The organism is Janthinobacterium sp. LS2A (assembly GCF_036543145.1).
Taxonomy (GTDB): Bacteria; Pseudomonadota; Gammaproteobacteria; order Burkholderiales; family Burkholderiaceae_D; genus Janthinobacterium; species Janthinobacterium aestuarii.
This window is the reverse complement of the sequence record NZ_JAZHPB010000001.1, coordinates 1,112,534-1,127,652: the sequence shown is the minus strand read 5'-3', so window position 1 is coordinate 1,127,652 and position 15,119 is coordinate 1,112,534. Positions and strand designations below refer to the sequence as shown.

Here is a 15,119-nt window from a genome sequence, read left to right as displayed (position 1 = left end):
AAGAGTATCTGTTGCGTGCGGCTGGTACTTGATGCAAAGCAAGCTTATGCTGTTGAGCCCGTCGGACGGGTTTTGCTGGTGCAAAAGCCTGCCTTCTGATAACATAACGCCCCTTTATTCAGGGAAGGGTCGACATGGCCAATGCTTGCGGCGTCGATTTCGGCACGTCAAATTCCACGGTAGGCTGGGCACGTCCAGGGCAGAGCACCATGCTCGGCCTGGAAGATGGCAAGACGACCTTACCGTCCGTCGTCTTCTTCAATGCGGAAGACGAGGAAGTCAGTTTTGGCCGCGCGGCGCTGGCCGGCTATCTGGCTGGTTACGAAGGACGCTTGATGCGCTCGCTGAAAAGCTTGCTGGGTACCAGTCTCATCGATGGCCAGACGGAAGTCGGCGGCCGCGCGCTGCCATTTCGCATGTTGCTCGCGCAATTCATTGGCGAAGTGAAACGTCGCGCCGAGCAGTCCGCCGGCCGCGAATTCTCGTCCGCCGTGTTCGGCCGCCCCGTCTTCTTTATCGACGACAATGCGCAAGCGGACCAGCTGGCGCAGGACACCCTGGCCGAAGTGGCGCGCTCCGTCGGCTTCAAGGATGTCGCCTTCCAGTTCGAGCCGATTGCCGCAGCGTTCGACTACGAGTCGCAGATAGCCAAGGAAGAGCTGGTGCTGATCGCCGACATCGGCGGCGGTACGTCCGACTTTTCGCTGGTGCGTTTGTCGCCGGACCGGGCGAAAAAAGCCGAGCGCCGTGACGACATCCTCGCCACGGGCGGCGTGCACATCGGTGGCACGGATTTCGATAAATACCTGAGCCTGTCGTCCGTCATGCCCTTGCTCGGCTATGGCAGCCGTCTGAACAATAATAGCGAAGTTCCGTCCAGCTATTATTTCAATCTGGCGACGTGGCACACGATCAATCTGGCGTACACGAAGAAGATCTGGGTACAACTGGCCGACGTGTGCCGCGATGCGCGCGAGCAAGACAAGATGGGTCGTCTGCAAAAGCTGATCGACGAGCGCGCCGGCCACTGGCTGGCCATGAAAGTGGAAGAGGGCAAGATCGCCCTGTCCGACGCGGCCGAAGTGCAGCTCGAGCTGGACCGTTTGTCGCCCGCGCAAAGCCTGTTGCTCAAACGTACGCAGTTCGACGAAGCCATCGGCCACCTGTGCGGTTCCGTGGAAGACACCGTGCTGCGTCTGCTGCGCGACGCGGGTGTGGCGCCGGAAGCCGTCGACACCGTGTTCTTCACGGGCGGCTCCAGCGGCGTGCGCCTGTTGCGCGAAAAGATCGCGGCGCTGGTGCCGGCCGCGCGCAAGGTCGAAGGCGATTTGTTCGGCAGCATTGGTGCAGGTCTCGCGCTGGACGCCGTGCGCAAGTTCGGCTAAGCTGGTCCACCGCAGCATCGCAGAAAGAGCCTGACTTCATGAATGTGTTTGACAAACCGATCGTCATGATCGACTTCGAGACGACCGGACTGTCGCCCGACATGGGCGACCGCATCACGGAAGTGGCGGCGCTGCGCATCGAGGGCGGGCGGATCACGGACCGTTACGTGACCCTGATCAACTGCAATGCGCGCATTCCCTCGTTCATCACGGGCTTGACGGGTATCACGCAGGCGATGGTGGACAAAGCACCGCCCGTGGCCGAAGTGGTGCCGCAATTGCTGGATTTCATCGGCAGCGATGCCTTGTCGGCGCACAATGCCAGCTTCGATGAAAAATTCCTGCGCGCGGAAAGCGCCAGGCTGAACCTGACACCGGCGCACCAGTCGCTCGTGTGTTCCTTGAAACTGTCGCGCCGCGTGTTTCCCGGCATGGCCAGCTACAAGCTGGGCTTGCTGTCGAGCCAGTTGGGCATCGCCTTCAAGAGCGCCGCCCACAGGGCCGAGTCCGATGCGGAAGTGGCGGCGCAAGTACTGATCCATATCGGCCGCCATTTGCGCAGCAGCTATGGCATCGCCGATGTCGACGCCGACTTGCTCGTGTCGCTGAACAAGCTGGCCGCCGCCAAGGTGCCGCAATTCCTGCAAAAGCATCCATCGCGCCGCTGAACGCCGTTTCCCCTCTAAGCGGGCTCATCAAAACGATATAATTTTATTATTTCTATTGAGCCTGCTCAAGTCCTTCCCCTGCAGCGAATTTAAAATTTAAGCAACACACGATTTCGCCGCCCTGGGCCGCCGTTTTGCGCGTGCTGCCGGCAAGCGCGATGTGGATGGGGGCGCACATGGACAAGGACCATACTGCCAGAGATAGCCACCAGGCGTATATCTGGTTCCGCACGGCTGCCGAGCAGGGCAATGCCTACGCCCAGTTCAACCTGGGATTAATGTACAAGAAGGGCGAAGGCGTGGCGCAGGATGACGCGCGTGCCTTTGTCTGGCTACGCCTGGCAGCGCTGCAAGGGCTGGCGTTCGCGCAGAACCACCTGGGCGCCATGTATTACCACGGCCGCGGCGTGGCGCAGAGCGATGCCGACGCCGTGCTGTGGTTTCGCCGCGCCGCCGCCCAGGGCGATGCCTCGGCCCAGCAAAACCTGGGGCAGATGTACCGCAAGGGACGCGGTGTGCTGCAGAGCGACGAGCTGGCCCTGGCGTGGTTTTACCGCGCTTCCGAGCAGGGCGTGGCCAGCGCGCAATCTCTGCTGGGCGAAGCGTATGCCCAAGGTCTGGGCGCGAAAAAGAACGATGCGCTGGCCCTGGCGTGGTTCCGCAAGGCAGCCTTGCAAGGCGATGCGCAGGCACAGCTGAACCTGGGACTCGTCTACAAACGGGGGCAGGGCGTGGTGCAGAGCGATGCGCAGGCGCTGGCCTGGTTCCGCCAGGCCGCGGCCCAGGGCCTGGCCGTGGCGCAGCGGCAACTTGGCGTGGCATATGCGGAAGGCCTGGGCGTGGCGCCCGACCAGCTGCGCGCCTATGCCTGGCTGCAGCGGGCGGCCGAGCAGGACGACGCCGACGCCCAGTTCAACCTGGGCCTGATGCTGGCGCGCGGCCAGGGCGTGGACAAGGACGAGGTGCGCGCTGTCGCCTGGTACCGGCGCGCCGCCCTGCAAGGCCATTGCATGGCGCAATACAATCTGGGCGGCATGTTTGCGGGCGGGCGCGGCGTCGCCCGCGACTTGCGCCAGGCGCTGGACTGGTATGCGAGGGCGGCGGACCAGGGCGCGTCGAATGCGCAGTTCAACCTGGGCGTGATGTATGCGAATGGCCAGGGCGTGGAGCGCGACGAGGTGTGCGCCGTGCGCTGGTACCGCACGGCGGCCGATCAAGGCGATGCCAGCGCGCAAAACAACCTGGGCGTCATGTATGCGAACGGCCATGGCGTGCCGCAAGACGATGGCCTGGCCGTGCTATGGTATGCGCGCGCAGCTGGCCAGGGCCATGCGCTGGCCCAGTACAACCTGGGCGGCATGTACAACAGCGGGCGCGGCGTGGAAAAGGACCCCGTCTGCGGCTACATGTGGCTGGCGCTGGCGGCCGAGGGCGGTGATAGCGGGGCGGCCAGGGCCAGGGAAGCGGCTGCCACCAGGCTGGAACCGGCACAGATGCAAGAGGCGCAGCAGCGCATGCGGCAACGGCACCAGGTGCGTTTTCCTCCGCTGCAGCCGCCTGACTGAAGCGCCGCCGCCGTGCGCGCATGGACGCGTGCCGCATGCGATAATTGCCGGCAGGCATGTCGCCATGGCGGCACGGTTTTTCGGCACGGTGAAAGGTGAAGCATGGTAAGGCAGGCAGGCGAGGATGCATCAGAGCAAAAAGTCATCGACGACATCGCCACGCATGGCTGGCATGGCGTGCATATCGGTGCCGATGAAGAAGGTCCCGGCTATGCCTTCACCATAGGCGCTTGCCACAGCTTCGGCCAGCCTGAATTCCTGATCATGGGCTTGCCCCATTCCATGGCCCACCGGATACTCGACCTGGCGCTGGACGCCGCGCGCAGCGGCGCCATCACGGATTTCACGACTACCACGGACGTCTTGCTGGAAGGCCATCAGTGCGCCTTCGTGCGCGTGCCCGTCGAGCAATACCGCGACTATGTCGGCTATGCGCGCTGGTATTACCAGGGCGATGATTTCACCTTGTACCAGATCGTCTGGCCGTCGCGCGATGGCCACTTCCCGTGGCAGGTGCAAGCGAGCGCGCAGTATGTGGAGAGCCAGCCCCTGCTGGGACCGGCGCCGCTGGCCACATGACGCCAAGCACGTGCGTCAAAATTGTGACCGGGACGGCTACCCTGTGCGTGTTCGACCCTGCGCTCTTGCGCCACAAGCTGGAAGATGACTGCGACTGGTGGAGCATCCCCAGCGCCGAACTGGCGGCCGTGAATGCGGGGCAAGTCGCGTTTTTCAACGTGGGCGGCGATGGCGCGTATGAAGTCACCTTGCACGAGGAACTTGCCGAACCGCAGGTGATCGTGCATCTTGCCGTCGTTTCGGGCCGCGTCTTCATCGGCGCGGGGGAAGACGTCACGGGCGGCGGCCTGGAACCGGACACGGCGTATGGAGGACTGTTCGTGGATCTGCCCGCAGGCAGCTACCGCGTGCAGGCGCGCCGCGATGGCGCGCACATCAGCCTGGCATTCGTGTCCGATACGCGCAGCGGCAATGCGTTTGTCGATCTCGTGCGTATTTGATCTTGCGTATTATTGCTCCAGGCTAGGCATCCATGCGCGCCACAGCCGCGCCTTGCCGCCGGTCTAGGAACAGGCTGTTGCCGTGGATTTTCTTTGCCTGCTTCTTCGCTTCGGCCGCCTGCGTGGCGATCTGATGGTGTGTGTAGTACTGGTGCGCCTCGACCTTGATGACGCCCAGCGACAGGCTGATCAACGAATAAAACACTTTCTTGCCTTGCCGGTCTTCGCTGATGTAGCCACCCCGTTCGCAATCGCCTGTGCTGTAGTAGGCGAGGATGGCGGCCGCGAAGTCGTCGAGCATGGCTTGGCAGCGCGTTTCCCAGTCTTCGCTCTGGAACAGAATCATGAAATCGTCACCGCCGATGTGGCCGATGAAGTCGCGGTTCGGGTCGCAATGGCTGCTGAGGATTTCTCCCGTCAGCTGGATCACGTCGTCGCCCTTGCGGTAGCCGTACACATCGTTGAAGGGCTTGAAGTGGTCGAGGTCGCAATAGCAGACCCAGAAGCGGCTGCCGCTGTGCAATAAACGGTCGATATGCTCGTTGATGGGCACGTTGCCGGGCAGTTGCGTCAGCGGGTTGGCGTAACGGGCCGCGTTGATCTGCATCTGCGTGATTTCGCGCATCAGGTCGTGGCCCGTGCCCATGCCCAGGTAACGGCCGTGCTCGGTGATGATGAAACCGTTGAACAGGTGGTGGGCATCGGACTGCACCATCGTGTAGCTGAGTTCCTGCAAGCTCGTCTCGTGGTCGGCAATCAGGGGCGTGGCATCCATGAACAGGCTGCATGATTTCTTGCCATAGAGTTCGCGCTGGTAGGGGCGGGCGAAGTGGTCGATCATTTCGAAGCGGCTGATCAGGCCCAGCGGCACGCCGTCGTCGACGACGGGAATGATCATCAGCTTCGGTTCCTTCAGGAAGATATCGTACACCTCGTTATTGTTGAGCTGTGGCGACACGGCCGCCACCTTGTGCAGCAGCTTGCGGATGCTGGCGCCATTCTTTTCCAGGCTGCTGCGCTGCGGATACACGGCCACGCCATTGCGTCCCAGCGCCTGCACCACTTCGGCCGGCAGGGCGCGCGCCGGCACCGCGTTGGGCCGCCCCAGGTGATAGCCTTGTCCAAACGCCACGCCGAGGTCGCGCAAGACCAGCAATTCCGTCTGCGCCTCGATGCCTTCGGCGATCACCAGGGTGCCCGATTTCTCCGCGATTTCCTGGATCGAGCGCACGAACTGCAGTTTCACGGGGTCATTATTGATGCCCTGGATGAAATGCATGTCGATCTTCACATATTCCGGGCGCAGTTCCGACCACAGGCGCAGGCTGGAAAAGCCTTCGCCCAGGTCGTCGATGGCGATCTGGAAACCCATGTTACGGTAATGCAGCACGGCTTCGCGCATCAGCTCGTAATCGTAGGTGGGCTGGTTTTCCGTCAGCTCGATGATGACACGGTCCGGGTTGATGCCGATGTGCTCGATGTATTCGAGGGTTTCGCCATGGCGGGCATTGCGCAGCAGCAGGCATTCCGGGCTGACGTTGAGGAACAGCTTGCCCGGCAGTTGCAGTTCTGCGAAGCGCTCGAGCACCACTTGGCGGCACAGGTGTTCCACATCCAGGGTCAGGTCATGCGCGCGCGCCACCTTGAACAGATTCATCGGCGCGTGCAGGGGGCTGTCGGACGGCCCCCGTATCAAGCCTTCGTAGCCGATGATGTCGCCGCTGTGCATGTGGATGATGGGCTGGAACAGCGCGCTGAGCTTGCGGCCCGCCAGGATGTCGTGCAAGGCGTCCGTCCCTTCGATGGTCATGCTTGCCGATGGCGGCTTCAGGTAAGCCACATTCGATGGCGTCGCGGGGGCCGGCGCGGCGGTGGCGGTAGGGAGGGCGAGAGTGTGCATAGGAGGCTGTGGCGGCACGGCCTCTGGACGGGCCATGAACATGTTGCCGATAGTAAAGAAGATTTATGACAACTTGATGAAATGACTTTGCTTTTGATAACGTTTCTTGCATGAACGTCAGTTTGCCGATTCCGCCGAAAGCGAGATTTATCATGGCGTTTCCCGTAAATTATCCAAACAAAAGACGGCAAATCCCTCAGATAACTGTGCTTTAAAAGTGGCAATCCGCGCTATGATTTCTCTTGGCGAAAGTCAACATGGGCAGGCGCGGCGTGTGTGTGAGCGGCCTGCTTTCCTCGACATCCAACAATGAGACAACAACCCATGCAATTACGTAGTGCATCCCTCATATTCAGCTTGATGGCCGCTTTCGGTGGCAATGCCCTGGCGCAAAGCGCCGCGATGCCATCGTGCCCGGCCGGCGATGGCGCTGCCGTGACGTATCCGGTCAGCAAAAAAGTCGACCAGCAAGACAGCTATTTCGGCACCACCATCGCCGATCCGTACCGTTGGCTGGAAGATGCCAACAGCGCGGAAACGGGCGAGTGGGTCACGGCGCAAAACAAGCTGACGCAGTCTTACCTGGGCACCATCCCCGAGCGCGCCGCGATCAAGCAGCGCCTGACCAAGCTGTGGAACTATGAGCGTTTCTCTACGCCAACGAAGCAGGGTGGCCGCTATTTCTACAGCCGCAACGACGGCTTGCAGAACCAGGCCGTGCTGTACACGGTGAAAAAACTGACGGACGAACCGCGTCTGCTGCTCGACCCGAACACCCTGTCGACGGATGGCACGGTGGCGCTGGCAGGCACTTCGATCAGCCCGAACGGCAAGTACCTGGCCTATGCCACGTCCGCTTCCGGTTCCGACTGGAACGAGTGGAAAGTGCGCGACATCGAATCGGGCAAGGATTTGACAGACCACATCAAGTGGGCCAAGTTCTCCGGCGCCTCGTGGACCAAGGACAACAAAGGTTTCTTCTACAGCCGCTATGACGCGCCGAACGAAGCCACCAAGCTGGCCGATATCAATTACTTCCAGAAATTGTATTTCCACAAGATCGGCACGCCGCAAAGCGATGACGTGCTCGTCTTCGACCGTCCCGACCAGAAGGAATGGGCATTCGGCGGCAGCACCGTCAGCGACGACGGCAATTATTTGATCATCACGGCCACGCAAGGCACGGAACGCAAGAACCGCGTTTTTTATAAAGACTTGCGCCAGAAGAATGCCAAGGTAGTCGGTTTGCTGGAAGAGTTCGACGCTTCGTACTCGTTCATCGACAATGACGGTCCCGTGTTCTTCTTCAAAACGGACAACAAGGCGCCGAAATCGCGCGTGATCGCCATCGATACGCGCAAGCCTGCGCCTGCCGACTGGAAGGAAATCGTGCCGCAAAGCGCGGAAACCCTCGTCGCCGTCAACCTCATCAACAACCAGCTGGTGCTCGACTACTTGAAAGATGCGCAAACGCAAATCAAGATTGTCGACCTGAACGGCAAGCTGGTGCGCGAAGTGGCCTTGCCGGGCATCGGTTCGGCCGGTGGTTTTGCGGGCAAGCGTGGCGACACGGAAACGTTCTACTCGTTTACCAGCTTCACGACGCCAGCGACCATTTACCGCTACGACATGAAGTCGGGCAAGAGCACGGTGTACCGCCAGCCGAAGGTCGATTTCGACCCGAACGCCTTTGAAACACGCCAGCAATTCTTTACCAGCCGCGACGGCACCAAGGTGCCGATGTTCATCGTCTCGAAAAAAGGCATGAAGCTCGACGGTTCCAACCCGACTTATCTGTACGGCTATGGCGGCTTCAATATCTCGCTCACGCCTAGCTTCTCCGTGGCGAATCTGGCCTGGGTGGAAATGGGCGGCGTCTACGTGATGGCCAACCTGCGCGGCGGCGGCGAGTACGGCGAAGCCTGGCACCAGGCTGGTACCAAGCTGAACAAGCAAAACGTGTTCGACGACTTTATCGGCGCGGCGCAATGGCTGGTGGACAACAAGGTCACCTCGCCATCGAAACTGGCGATCGGCGGCGGCAGCAATGGCGGCCTGCTGGTAGGCGCGGCCATGACGCAGCGTCCGGACCTGTTCGCTGCAGCCATCCCGCAAGTGGGCGTGCTCGACATGTTGCGCTTCCACAAGTTCACCGTGGGCTGGGGCTGGGTACCTGACTACGGTTCGTCGGACGACGCCGAACAGTTCAAGGCGCTCGTGAAATACTCGCCGCTGCACAATCTGAAGGCGGGCGGCTGCTATCCAGCCACCATGATCACGACGGCCGACCACGATGACCGCGTCGTGCCAGCGCACAGCTTCAAGTTCGCCGCCGCCGCCCAGGCAGCGCAAGGCGGCGCGGCGCCCGTGCTGATCCGTATCGACAGCAAGGCCGGCCATGGCGCCGGCAAGCCGACGACCAAGCAGATCGAAGAAGTGGCGGATCGTTGGGGCTTCCTCAGCCGTTCGTTGAAGATGACGCCGGTAGTGGCGGAGCCAGCCAAGGTGGCTGCGCAGTAAAATACGGTAGGTCGGATTAGCGCGGCATCGCCGCGCGTAATCCGACAACACCCGTCATGCCAACAATGTGTCGGATTACGCGGCGTGCCGCCGCTAATCCGACCTACGCTGGCTAATCCGACCTACAGTCACGATCCTCGCCAGCACCCCCTCCCCAAACACCGTTTGAAACGGCAAATCCTTGCGCTGCGCATAGCCGATATAGCAATCGCACTTGAAGCGCGGGCAGCGGCGTTCCTGCAGCATGTCTGCCAAGTCATCAACGTACAGATTCCCCAAGCGCTCCGGCACGAAATGGCAGCGCGTCAGTTCGCCATCGCCATCGACGGACAGCGACGCTTCGCCCGCCAGGCACGGTTTGCCGCGCGAGGGTGACGGACGGCGGCTTTGCGAAAACCACGGATCGGCGGTGTCGAGCCAGGCCAGGTCTTCCCCGCTGTAGTAGCCGGGGCCACGGCGGTCATAGGCGTTGAGCCACAAATAGACGTGCGCGGGCAGGGCCGCGCGCAGGGTGCGGATGGCGTCCAGGTGTTCGTTCATGGCGACGACGCCGACGGAATAGCGCACGCCCATGGTGTCCAGGCGCGCGCAGCGTTCGAGAAAACGGGCCAGCGTCGTCTGGTCCGGGTGGTAGGTGCACCACAGGCCGATCTTTTCCAACCCCTCCACCGCTTGCAGCCAGTTCAGGGGACCGGACAGATTCGTCTGCAGCGCTACTTGCCGCACATGGGGCAAAGCTGCCAGGGTTTGCATGGCCGCGCGGTAGTGGCGCCGCACCAGCGCTTCGCCCCAGGGCGTGAACAGGACGCTGATGTGCCGTTTTTGCGCCGCCACCCAACTGGTAAAACGCGCCACTTCACGCGCGTCGCGGGCTAGGGTGGCGCGGCTGTCGCGCTTCTTGGCGAACGGGCAGTAGCCGCAGGCGTAATTGCAGCTCGCCAAGGTGCCCCGGTATAGCAGGGACAAGGTACCCGGCTCCGTTGTCAGCTCCGTTGTCAGCACGCCTGGCCGCCTTCAGCCATCAGCGCGCGCACCGTATCGGAAGCCAGCCACGGGCCGATGGTGTCGGCGTAGCTGTAGCCGCGGTCATTCAGGCGCAACAGCGGGCCGTGTTCTTCCACCAGTTCCAAGGCGTGCAGCTCGGCCAGCTGCGGCAGATCAAGCTCGCAGCGGCTGCCGAAGCGGGCCGTGTAGGCGTCGCGGTCCAGGCCCGGTTCCGTCAGCAGCGACTGGATCACGTAGCGGCGGCGCTGTTCTGCATCATCGAGCACATAGCCGTGTTCGGCCTGCGCGAAGCGCGTTTCGTCCAGCGCCAGATACTGTTCGATGATGCCGATGGTCTGCGTGCGCGCCACCGCGTACTCGCTCGAATAATGGAGGTTCGCCGTGTAGGAGCGGGCGCCCGCGCCCAGGCCCACCATGCCATCGTTCTGGCAGCAGTACGACGGCCCGTTCTGCTCGGGCGCATGCGGTGCGCGGAACATGCGCATCGAGACCTGCTCGTAGCCCTGGGCGCGCAAATGATCGCGCGCGGCCGCGTACAGGGCCAGACGGCTGTCGCCATCGCGGGCCAGCATGATGGGATTGAGCGACGCGGCACCCTGGCGTCGCGCCACTTTGCCAAGACCCGTTTGTTCCCGCACGTAGAGCGGATACAGATAGATTTCTTCCGGTTTGAACGCCAGCGCGCTGTCGATGGACGCGAGCAGGCTGGCGACGGTTTGCCCGGCGATGCCGTAGATCAGGTCCAGGTTCAGGGTGGGAAAGCTGGCCGCGCGTATCAGGCCGATGGCGTGATGGACGGTGGCGTTTTGCTGGGGACGGGCCAGCGCGCGCATCTCGCCGGCGGCAAAGCTCTGGATGCCCAGGCTGACCCGGTCGATGCCATGCGCGCGGCAGACGGCAAGCCGCTCGGCCGTGATGGTTTCGGGCGACGCTTCGATGCCGGCCGGCGTGGCTTGCAGGTCGATGCCGAGGATGTCGCGCGCGCCGCACAGCAGGGTGTCCAGCTGCGCCGGCGACAGATAGGTGGGCGTGCCGCCACCGAGCGCGAAGCGGGCAAAGCGGCGTTCACCGAGGGCGCCGTCCATCGCGCGCATCTGCACCAGCACCTGCTGCACGTAGCGCTCGACCATGTCGGCGCTGGGGCGGGCCATGGCGAACAGGTTGCAAAAGCCGCAGCGCATCTCGCAAAACGGGATGTGGATGTAGGCGAAGAGGGCGGAGCGGTCCTGCCGCGCCCACAGGGGCGCCAGCGGCGCGGCCTGCGGCAAGGCGCGGTAGGCCGCCTTGTGCGGATACGAGTATGAATACGCCTGGTAGGGCGTATGGCGCATGCGCTGCGCCAGGGTACCCGGTTGTTCGGATGGGTTCACGGTGGGGACTCCTGGGAAATGGTATCTGGCGTGAGGAAGAAGTGCGCGTACGGCACCTGCCACACGCTGTCATGGGCGACCCTGTGGCCACGGTAGCCGTCTTCGCCATAGGCGCTGCCGTGGTCCGAGCAGACGATGGCGAACGTGGGCGCGCGCGCGGCGCAGGCGGAAAACAGGGGCGCGAGTGCGCTGTCGACATAGCGCAGGGCCGCCGCATGGCTGTCAAGGTTATCGCTACGGCAGCCGGGCAGGTAGGCGCGGTTCGGCGTGTGCAGGGCGGCCACGTTGATGAACAAGAAAGTGCGCTGGTCGTTCTGCGCCAGCAGCCGTGTTGCCAGCGCCACCTGCTTTTGCGTCGAATGGCGGCTGGCCACGCCCATGCCGGCGCTCCAGTGGCTTTCCTGGAACAGCGACGGCAGCACCGTGCCCAGCGCCGTTTGTTTATTGAAGAAACCCACGCCGCCGATGCAGATGGTACGGTAGCCGCGCGCGGCCAGCGCAGCGGGAAGGTCCGCTTCCTCGAACGCAAACGTGTGCGGCGAGGTGGTTTCGCTGCCAGCAAAAGCGGAGGCGAACAGGCGCGGATGGCGGCCCGGCGCGGCTGGCGTGGGCAAGAAACCCGCAAAGAAGGCCTGGTGCGCCGCGTAGGTAAACGTGGCGGGCGAGTGGCGCTTGTCCCAGCCGCCCGGCGGCAGAAAACGTCCCAGCACGGGCAGCTCACCCGCCTCATACAGGGCTTGCGCCACGTCGTAGCGCAGGGTGTCGAGCGTGAGGAAGACGATGTCGTGGCTGCCGACGATGCGGTGCATGTCGGGGATGGGGGCTGTGTCTTTAAACATGGGTCAGTTGCGCTGCGTAAGTGTCCGCGTCTTGCCATAGCAGTCCTGGCAGCAGGTCGCCGAAGGCGTTCGCTTCGAGCACATGGGCCTGGCCGTGGCGCACGACGAGGTCGTAGCCCGTCACGTGGCTGTGGGGGAAGGCGCGCGCGGCCTGGGCGCTGGCCGCTTCCAGCGCCGTCATGTCGGCCGCGTTCAAGAGGCCAGCCGCGTCGCCGCGCCGGTTGTCGAGGTGGAGATTGGTCATCATCTGGTCGCCGATGCGCGCCACCCGGTGCGCGGGCTGGCCGGCTACGGTCACGACTCGCAGGTCGTAATGGCTGTCGCCGCAGCGCGGCTTGTTCAGCCATGCTTCCGCATACAGTTCCTGGGCTGCCAGCGCGTCGACGAGGGCGGCGATGTCGTGTTCGGACTCGTAGCGCGCCATGCGTTTGCTGTTGATCAGGCGCGTTGCGCCCTCGGTGCGGTGCAAGGCGGCCGAGGTGGTGGCTTGCTGGCGTCCGGCCTTGTTCCTGCGGTAGGCGACGACGCCCGATGCGGACGAGCCGTAGCATGGTTTCAGATAGACGCGGTCAAGCTGGTGTTCGTACAGCAGCGACTGCAGATGCTCGTAGCTCTGCACTGGTCCCAGCAAGGCAGGTATGGGCACGCCATGCGCGGCCAGGTGGCGCTGGCACGCCAGCTTGTCCGTCATGAGACAGATTTCGGCTGGCGCATTGAAGACGCGTATTTGCGGCAGGTCTGCCAGCTGCGCCGCCAGGGACGCCATGGCATTGGAAAAACCGGCAAACCACGCATCCATGGCCAGCAGCTCGCCATGCGCGGGCGCCGAGAGCAGCGGACGGTCCAGCAGCCGGCAGCCCGCCTGCAGCAACAGCAGATGGGCGGCGGGATCGTCGCCGGGCGGTTCGATCTTGAGCGGGCCGGTCTGGCGCAATGAATCCTCGAGCAAGGCAGGCTGACGTAGCCAGTCGCGCCATTCCAGCACTTGCGCGGGCGGCAGGCGCAACTGCGCGCGCGCCGCCTGCAGCAGGCGCACGCGCTTGCTGCCCTGTGTCGCCAGCAAAAGCATCAGGTTTTATTCGCCGACGGCGACATAGCGATAGACTTCGTCGTCGTCCTCGTCGTCTTCCTGCGGATCATCGAGCCTGACGGGGAAGGGCAGGGCGTTGAGTTTTTCCTGGTTCGCTTCGGAGATATAGTGATGCGACAGGTCCATGCGCTTCAGATTGCCCAATTGCGTGCCTTGCAGCAGTGCTTCGGCGCCCACGTCGCCCAGGGTGCCCAGCGACAGGTCCAGGGTCTCGACGGTGGCCAGCAAAGGCTCTTTGGCCAGCCAGACGGCCAGCTCGTCGGCGATCTGCGCGTCGCGCAGGCCCAGGTAGCGCAGGGTCGGCGTGGCCAGTTGCGCCAGGACTTTCTGGTACAGCGCCACGTCGCCGGAAAAACCATAGTCGTCGCTACCGAGCCACAGTTCCAGGTATTCCAGCTTGGGCATGCTCGACTGGGCCAGCGCCTGCGCGATCTTCTGATCGAGGCCACCGGACTCGATGGTGAACTTGCGCAGGTTCTGGTGCGCGAACGGTTCGACGGTCAACTCATTGCCGCCGCGGATGCGCAGCTCTTCCAGCTGCGGGAAAGCGTCCAGCAGCGGCTTGTAGCTGCCTTGCACGATCCACGAGATTTCGCATTCCTCGTACGTCATGTCGCCGATGAACAGCGCGCGCAAGTTCGGCAGCTGCGGCGCGTGGCTGATCAGCGCCGCGATCACCTCGTCGGCGCCCGCTTCGTACGGGTCGCCCCACATGCCGATGATCAGCGCCTCAAGCGCATTCTTGTCGGTTTTTTCCAAGAAGCCGGCGATCAGGTCCGGCATCTTGCGCTTGTCGTCATACTCGAGCGAGAGGCGGTAGACGATATCCTGCCCGGACTGCAGCGCAATATCGGGATCGTACTGGACGACTTTTTTCTTGTGGAAGAGGGTGGTGCTTTCGGAAATCGTCATTGCTAAGGCTCCATGAAAGACAGTGAAAATCTTGTCTAATCCAAAATCTTAGCATGGGCGAAAGAGCCTATTGCACACCGCTGAAATGCAACTATCTATGGATGACCACCAATAAGGCCTTGCCTTCCGTCTTGCCCAAGTTGCGGATGGTATGCGGCTGGTCCGCCGGGTAGCGTGCCGTGCCGCCATTCTTGACCTTTTTCTTCGCCGCGCCCACTTCCAGCTCCAGGTTGCCGTGAATGACCGTCAAATGTTCGGTGGTGCCCGGGTCGTGCGGCTGCGACGCCAGTTCGCCGCCCGGCGCCAGGGTCACTTCATACCATTCGTATTTGCCGGCCAGTTCCATCGGCCCCAGGATGCGCAGCACGTAGCCCGCGTGGTCGCCGGGCAGGGTGGGGGTTTCGTGCGCGTCCGTGATGCGGATGGTTTCCACGGCTTTTTCCGCGCTGGACAGCAATTCGCCGATCTGCACGCCCAGGGCGTTGGCCAAGCGCCACGTGATGGCGATGGTGGGATTGGCTTTTTCGCGCTCGATTTGCGACAGCATGGACTTCGAAACGCCGGCGATGCGCGACAAATCCTCGAGTGTCAGGCCGCGCGCCAGGCGCAGCCGTTGCAGGGTGGCGCCCACTTCGGGCGGAGAATTGGTCGAAACGCTGGTTTTCATCGGCAGGTGGCTTGCAAAGTTCAAAAGGCTTGGGTAATATCCACTATATTGAATTTCAGTTCGAAATAGTGGATTTTGAAGAAAAACACGGAAACGTGTAGACTTCAAACAGCGCTTCACGGTACAGCATTGTGCGCGCACCGGTCAAGCGGCCGCTTTTCCCCTATGGCGGCTGAGGT

General features: G+C 62.8%; 14 protein-coding genes. 7 read left to right on the top strand and 7 right to left on the bottom strand.

The annotated features are described in order from the left end of the window. The first annotated feature begins 134 nt into the window (after window positions 1-134). From V3C40_RS05190 to V3C40_RS05170, 5 genes are all read left to right on the top strand, one after another. Window positions 135-1,385: an Hsp70 family protein gene (locus V3C40_RS05190; protein ID WP_331776754.1), complete on the top strand. Its 1,251-nt coding sequence runs from the start codon at window positions 135-137 to the stop codon at window positions 1,383-1,385. 38 nt (window positions 1,386-1,423) lie between these two features. Then, window positions 1,424-2,053, top strand: coding sequence for a 3'-5' exonuclease (locus tag V3C40_RS05185; RefSeq protein WP_170846245.1), 630 nt, complete (start codon window positions 1,424-1,426; stop codon window positions 2,051-2,053). Window positions 2,054-2,229: 176 nt separating this feature from the next. After that, window positions 2,230-3,618: a tetratricopeptide repeat protein gene (locus V3C40_RS05180; RefSeq protein WP_331776753.1), complete on the top strand. Its 1,389-nt coding sequence runs from the start codon at window positions 2,230-2,232 to the stop codon at window positions 3,616-3,618. A gap of 102 nt (window positions 3,619-3,720) precedes the next feature. Beyond that, window positions 3,721-4,197, top strand: a complete 477-nt coding sequence (locus V3C40_RS05175) for a DUF4262 domain-containing protein (RefSeq protein ID WP_319991810.1) — start codon at window positions 3,721-3,723, stop codon at window positions 4,195-4,197. Beyond that, window positions 4,194-4,637, top strand: coding sequence for a DUF6386 family protein (locus tag V3C40_RS05170; protein WP_070301893.1), 444 nt, complete (start codon window positions 4,194-4,196; stop codon window positions 4,635-4,637). Before V3C40_RS05175 ends, V3C40_RS05170 begins: the two co-directional genes overlap by 4 nt. A 22-nt stretch (window positions 4,638-4,659) precedes the next feature. Here V3C40_RS05170 and V3C40_RS05165 read toward each other — a convergent pair whose 3' ends face one another. Continuing rightward, window positions 4,660-6,447 (bottom strand): GGDEF domain-containing protein, encoded by a 1,788-nt coding sequence (locus V3C40_RS05165; RefSeq protein ID WP_319991899.1) that lies wholly within the window; start codon window positions 6,445-6,447, stop codon window positions 4,660-4,662. 196 nt (window positions 6,448-6,643) lie between these two features. On the opposite strand from V3C40_RS05165, the gene V3C40_RS05160 reads away from it, so the two are divergent. Then, window positions 6,644-6,850 (top strand): hypothetical protein, encoded by a 207-nt coding sequence (locus V3C40_RS05160; protein ID WP_139248279.1) that lies wholly within the window; start codon window positions 6,644-6,646, stop codon window positions 6,848-6,850. Between the two features lie 11 nt (window positions 6,851-6,861). Continuing rightward, a complete protein-coding gene (locus V3C40_RS05155; protein ID WP_331776752.1) occupies window positions 6,862-9,057 on the top strand; it encodes a prolyl oligopeptidase family serine peptidase in 2,196 nt (731 codons plus the stop codon). Window positions 9,058-9,150: 93 nt separating this feature from the next. On the opposite strand, the gene V3C40_RS05150 is transcribed toward V3C40_RS05155, so the two are convergent. The 6 genes from V3C40_RS05150 to V3C40_RS05125 form a co-directional block, all read right to left on the bottom strand. Further along, a complete protein-coding gene (locus tag V3C40_RS05150) occupies window positions 9,151-10,059 on the bottom strand; it encodes an STM4011 family radical SAM protein (protein ID WP_331776751.1) in 909 nt (302 codons plus the stop codon). Then, window positions 10,053-11,432, bottom strand: coding sequence for an STM4012 family radical SAM protein (locus V3C40_RS05145; protein ID WP_331776750.1), 1,380 nt, complete (start codon window positions 11,430-11,432; stop codon window positions 10,053-10,055). The genes V3C40_RS05150 and V3C40_RS05145 overlap by 7 nt, the downstream gene beginning before the upstream one ends. Next, on the bottom strand, window positions 11,429-12,271 hold the full coding sequence (locus V3C40_RS05140) for an STM4013/SEN3800 family hydrolase (protein ID WP_331776749.1): 843 nt from the start codon (window positions 12,269-12,271) through the stop codon (window positions 11,429-11,431). The genes V3C40_RS05145 and V3C40_RS05140 overlap by 4 nt, the downstream gene beginning before the upstream one ends. Beyond that, complete coding sequence (locus V3C40_RS05135; RefSeq protein ID WP_331776748.1) at window positions 12,264-13,340, bottom strand: STM4014 family protein; 1,077 nt, start codon at window positions 13,338-13,340, stop codon at window positions 12,264-12,266. The genes V3C40_RS05140 and V3C40_RS05135 overlap by 8 nt, the downstream gene beginning before the upstream one ends. A gap of 6 nt (window positions 13,341-13,346) precedes the next feature. Continuing rightward, the gene (locus V3C40_RS05130) at window positions 13,347-14,273 is read right to left on the bottom strand and encodes an STM4015 family protein (RefSeq protein WP_331776747.1); all 927 of its coding nucleotides are present in this window, start codon (window positions 14,271-14,273) and stop codon (window positions 13,347-13,349) included. 91 nt (window positions 14,274-14,364) lie between these two features. After that, on the bottom strand, window positions 14,365-14,940 hold the full coding sequence (locus tag V3C40_RS05125) for a helix-turn-helix domain-containing protein (protein WP_070218654.1): 576 nt from the start codon (window positions 14,938-14,940) through the stop codon (window positions 14,365-14,367). Window positions 14,941-15,119 lie beyond the last annotated feature (179 nt).

Coding starts and splice junctions, on each gene's coding strand:
- V3C40_RS05190 (WP_331776754.1), top strand. CDS start 135: ATGGCCAATGCTTGCGGCGTCGATTTCGGCACGTCAAATTCCACGGTA.
- V3C40_RS05185 (WP_170846245.1), top strand. CDS start 1,424: ATGAATGTGTTTGACAAACCGATCGTCATGATCGACTTCGAGACGACC.
- V3C40_RS05180 (WP_331776753.1), top strand. CDS start 2,230: ATGGACAAGGACCATACTGCCAGAGATAGCCACCAGGCGTATATCTGG.
- V3C40_RS05175 (WP_319991810.1), top strand. CDS start 3,721: ATGGTAAGGCAGGCAGGCGAGGATGCATCAGAGCAAAAAGTCATCGAC.
- V3C40_RS05170 (WP_070301893.1), top strand. CDS start 4,194: ATGACGCCAAGCACGTGCGTCAAAATTGTGACCGGGACGGCTACCCTG.
- V3C40_RS05165 (WP_319991899.1), bottom strand. CDS start 6,447: ATGACCATCGAAGGGACGGACGCCTTGCACGACATCCTGGCGGGCCGC.
- V3C40_RS05155 (WP_331776752.1), top strand. CDS start 6,862: ATGCAATTACGTAGTGCATCCCTCATATTCAGCTTGATGGCCGCTTTC.
- V3C40_RS05140 (WP_331776749.1), bottom strand. CDS start 12,271: ATGTTTAAAGACACAGCCCCCATCCCCGACATGCACCGCATCGTCGGC.
- V3C40_RS05135 (WP_331776748.1), bottom strand. CDS start 13,340: ATGCTTTTGCTGGCGACACAGGGCAGCAAGCGCGTGCGCCTGCTGCAG.
- V3C40_RS05130 (WP_331776747.1), bottom strand. CDS start 14,273: ATGACGATTTCCGAAAGCACCACCCTCTTCCACAAGAAAAAAGTCGTC.
- V3C40_RS05125 (WP_070218654.1), bottom strand. CDS start 14,940: ATGAAAACCAGCGTTTCGACCAATTCTCCGCCCGAAGTGGGCGCCACC.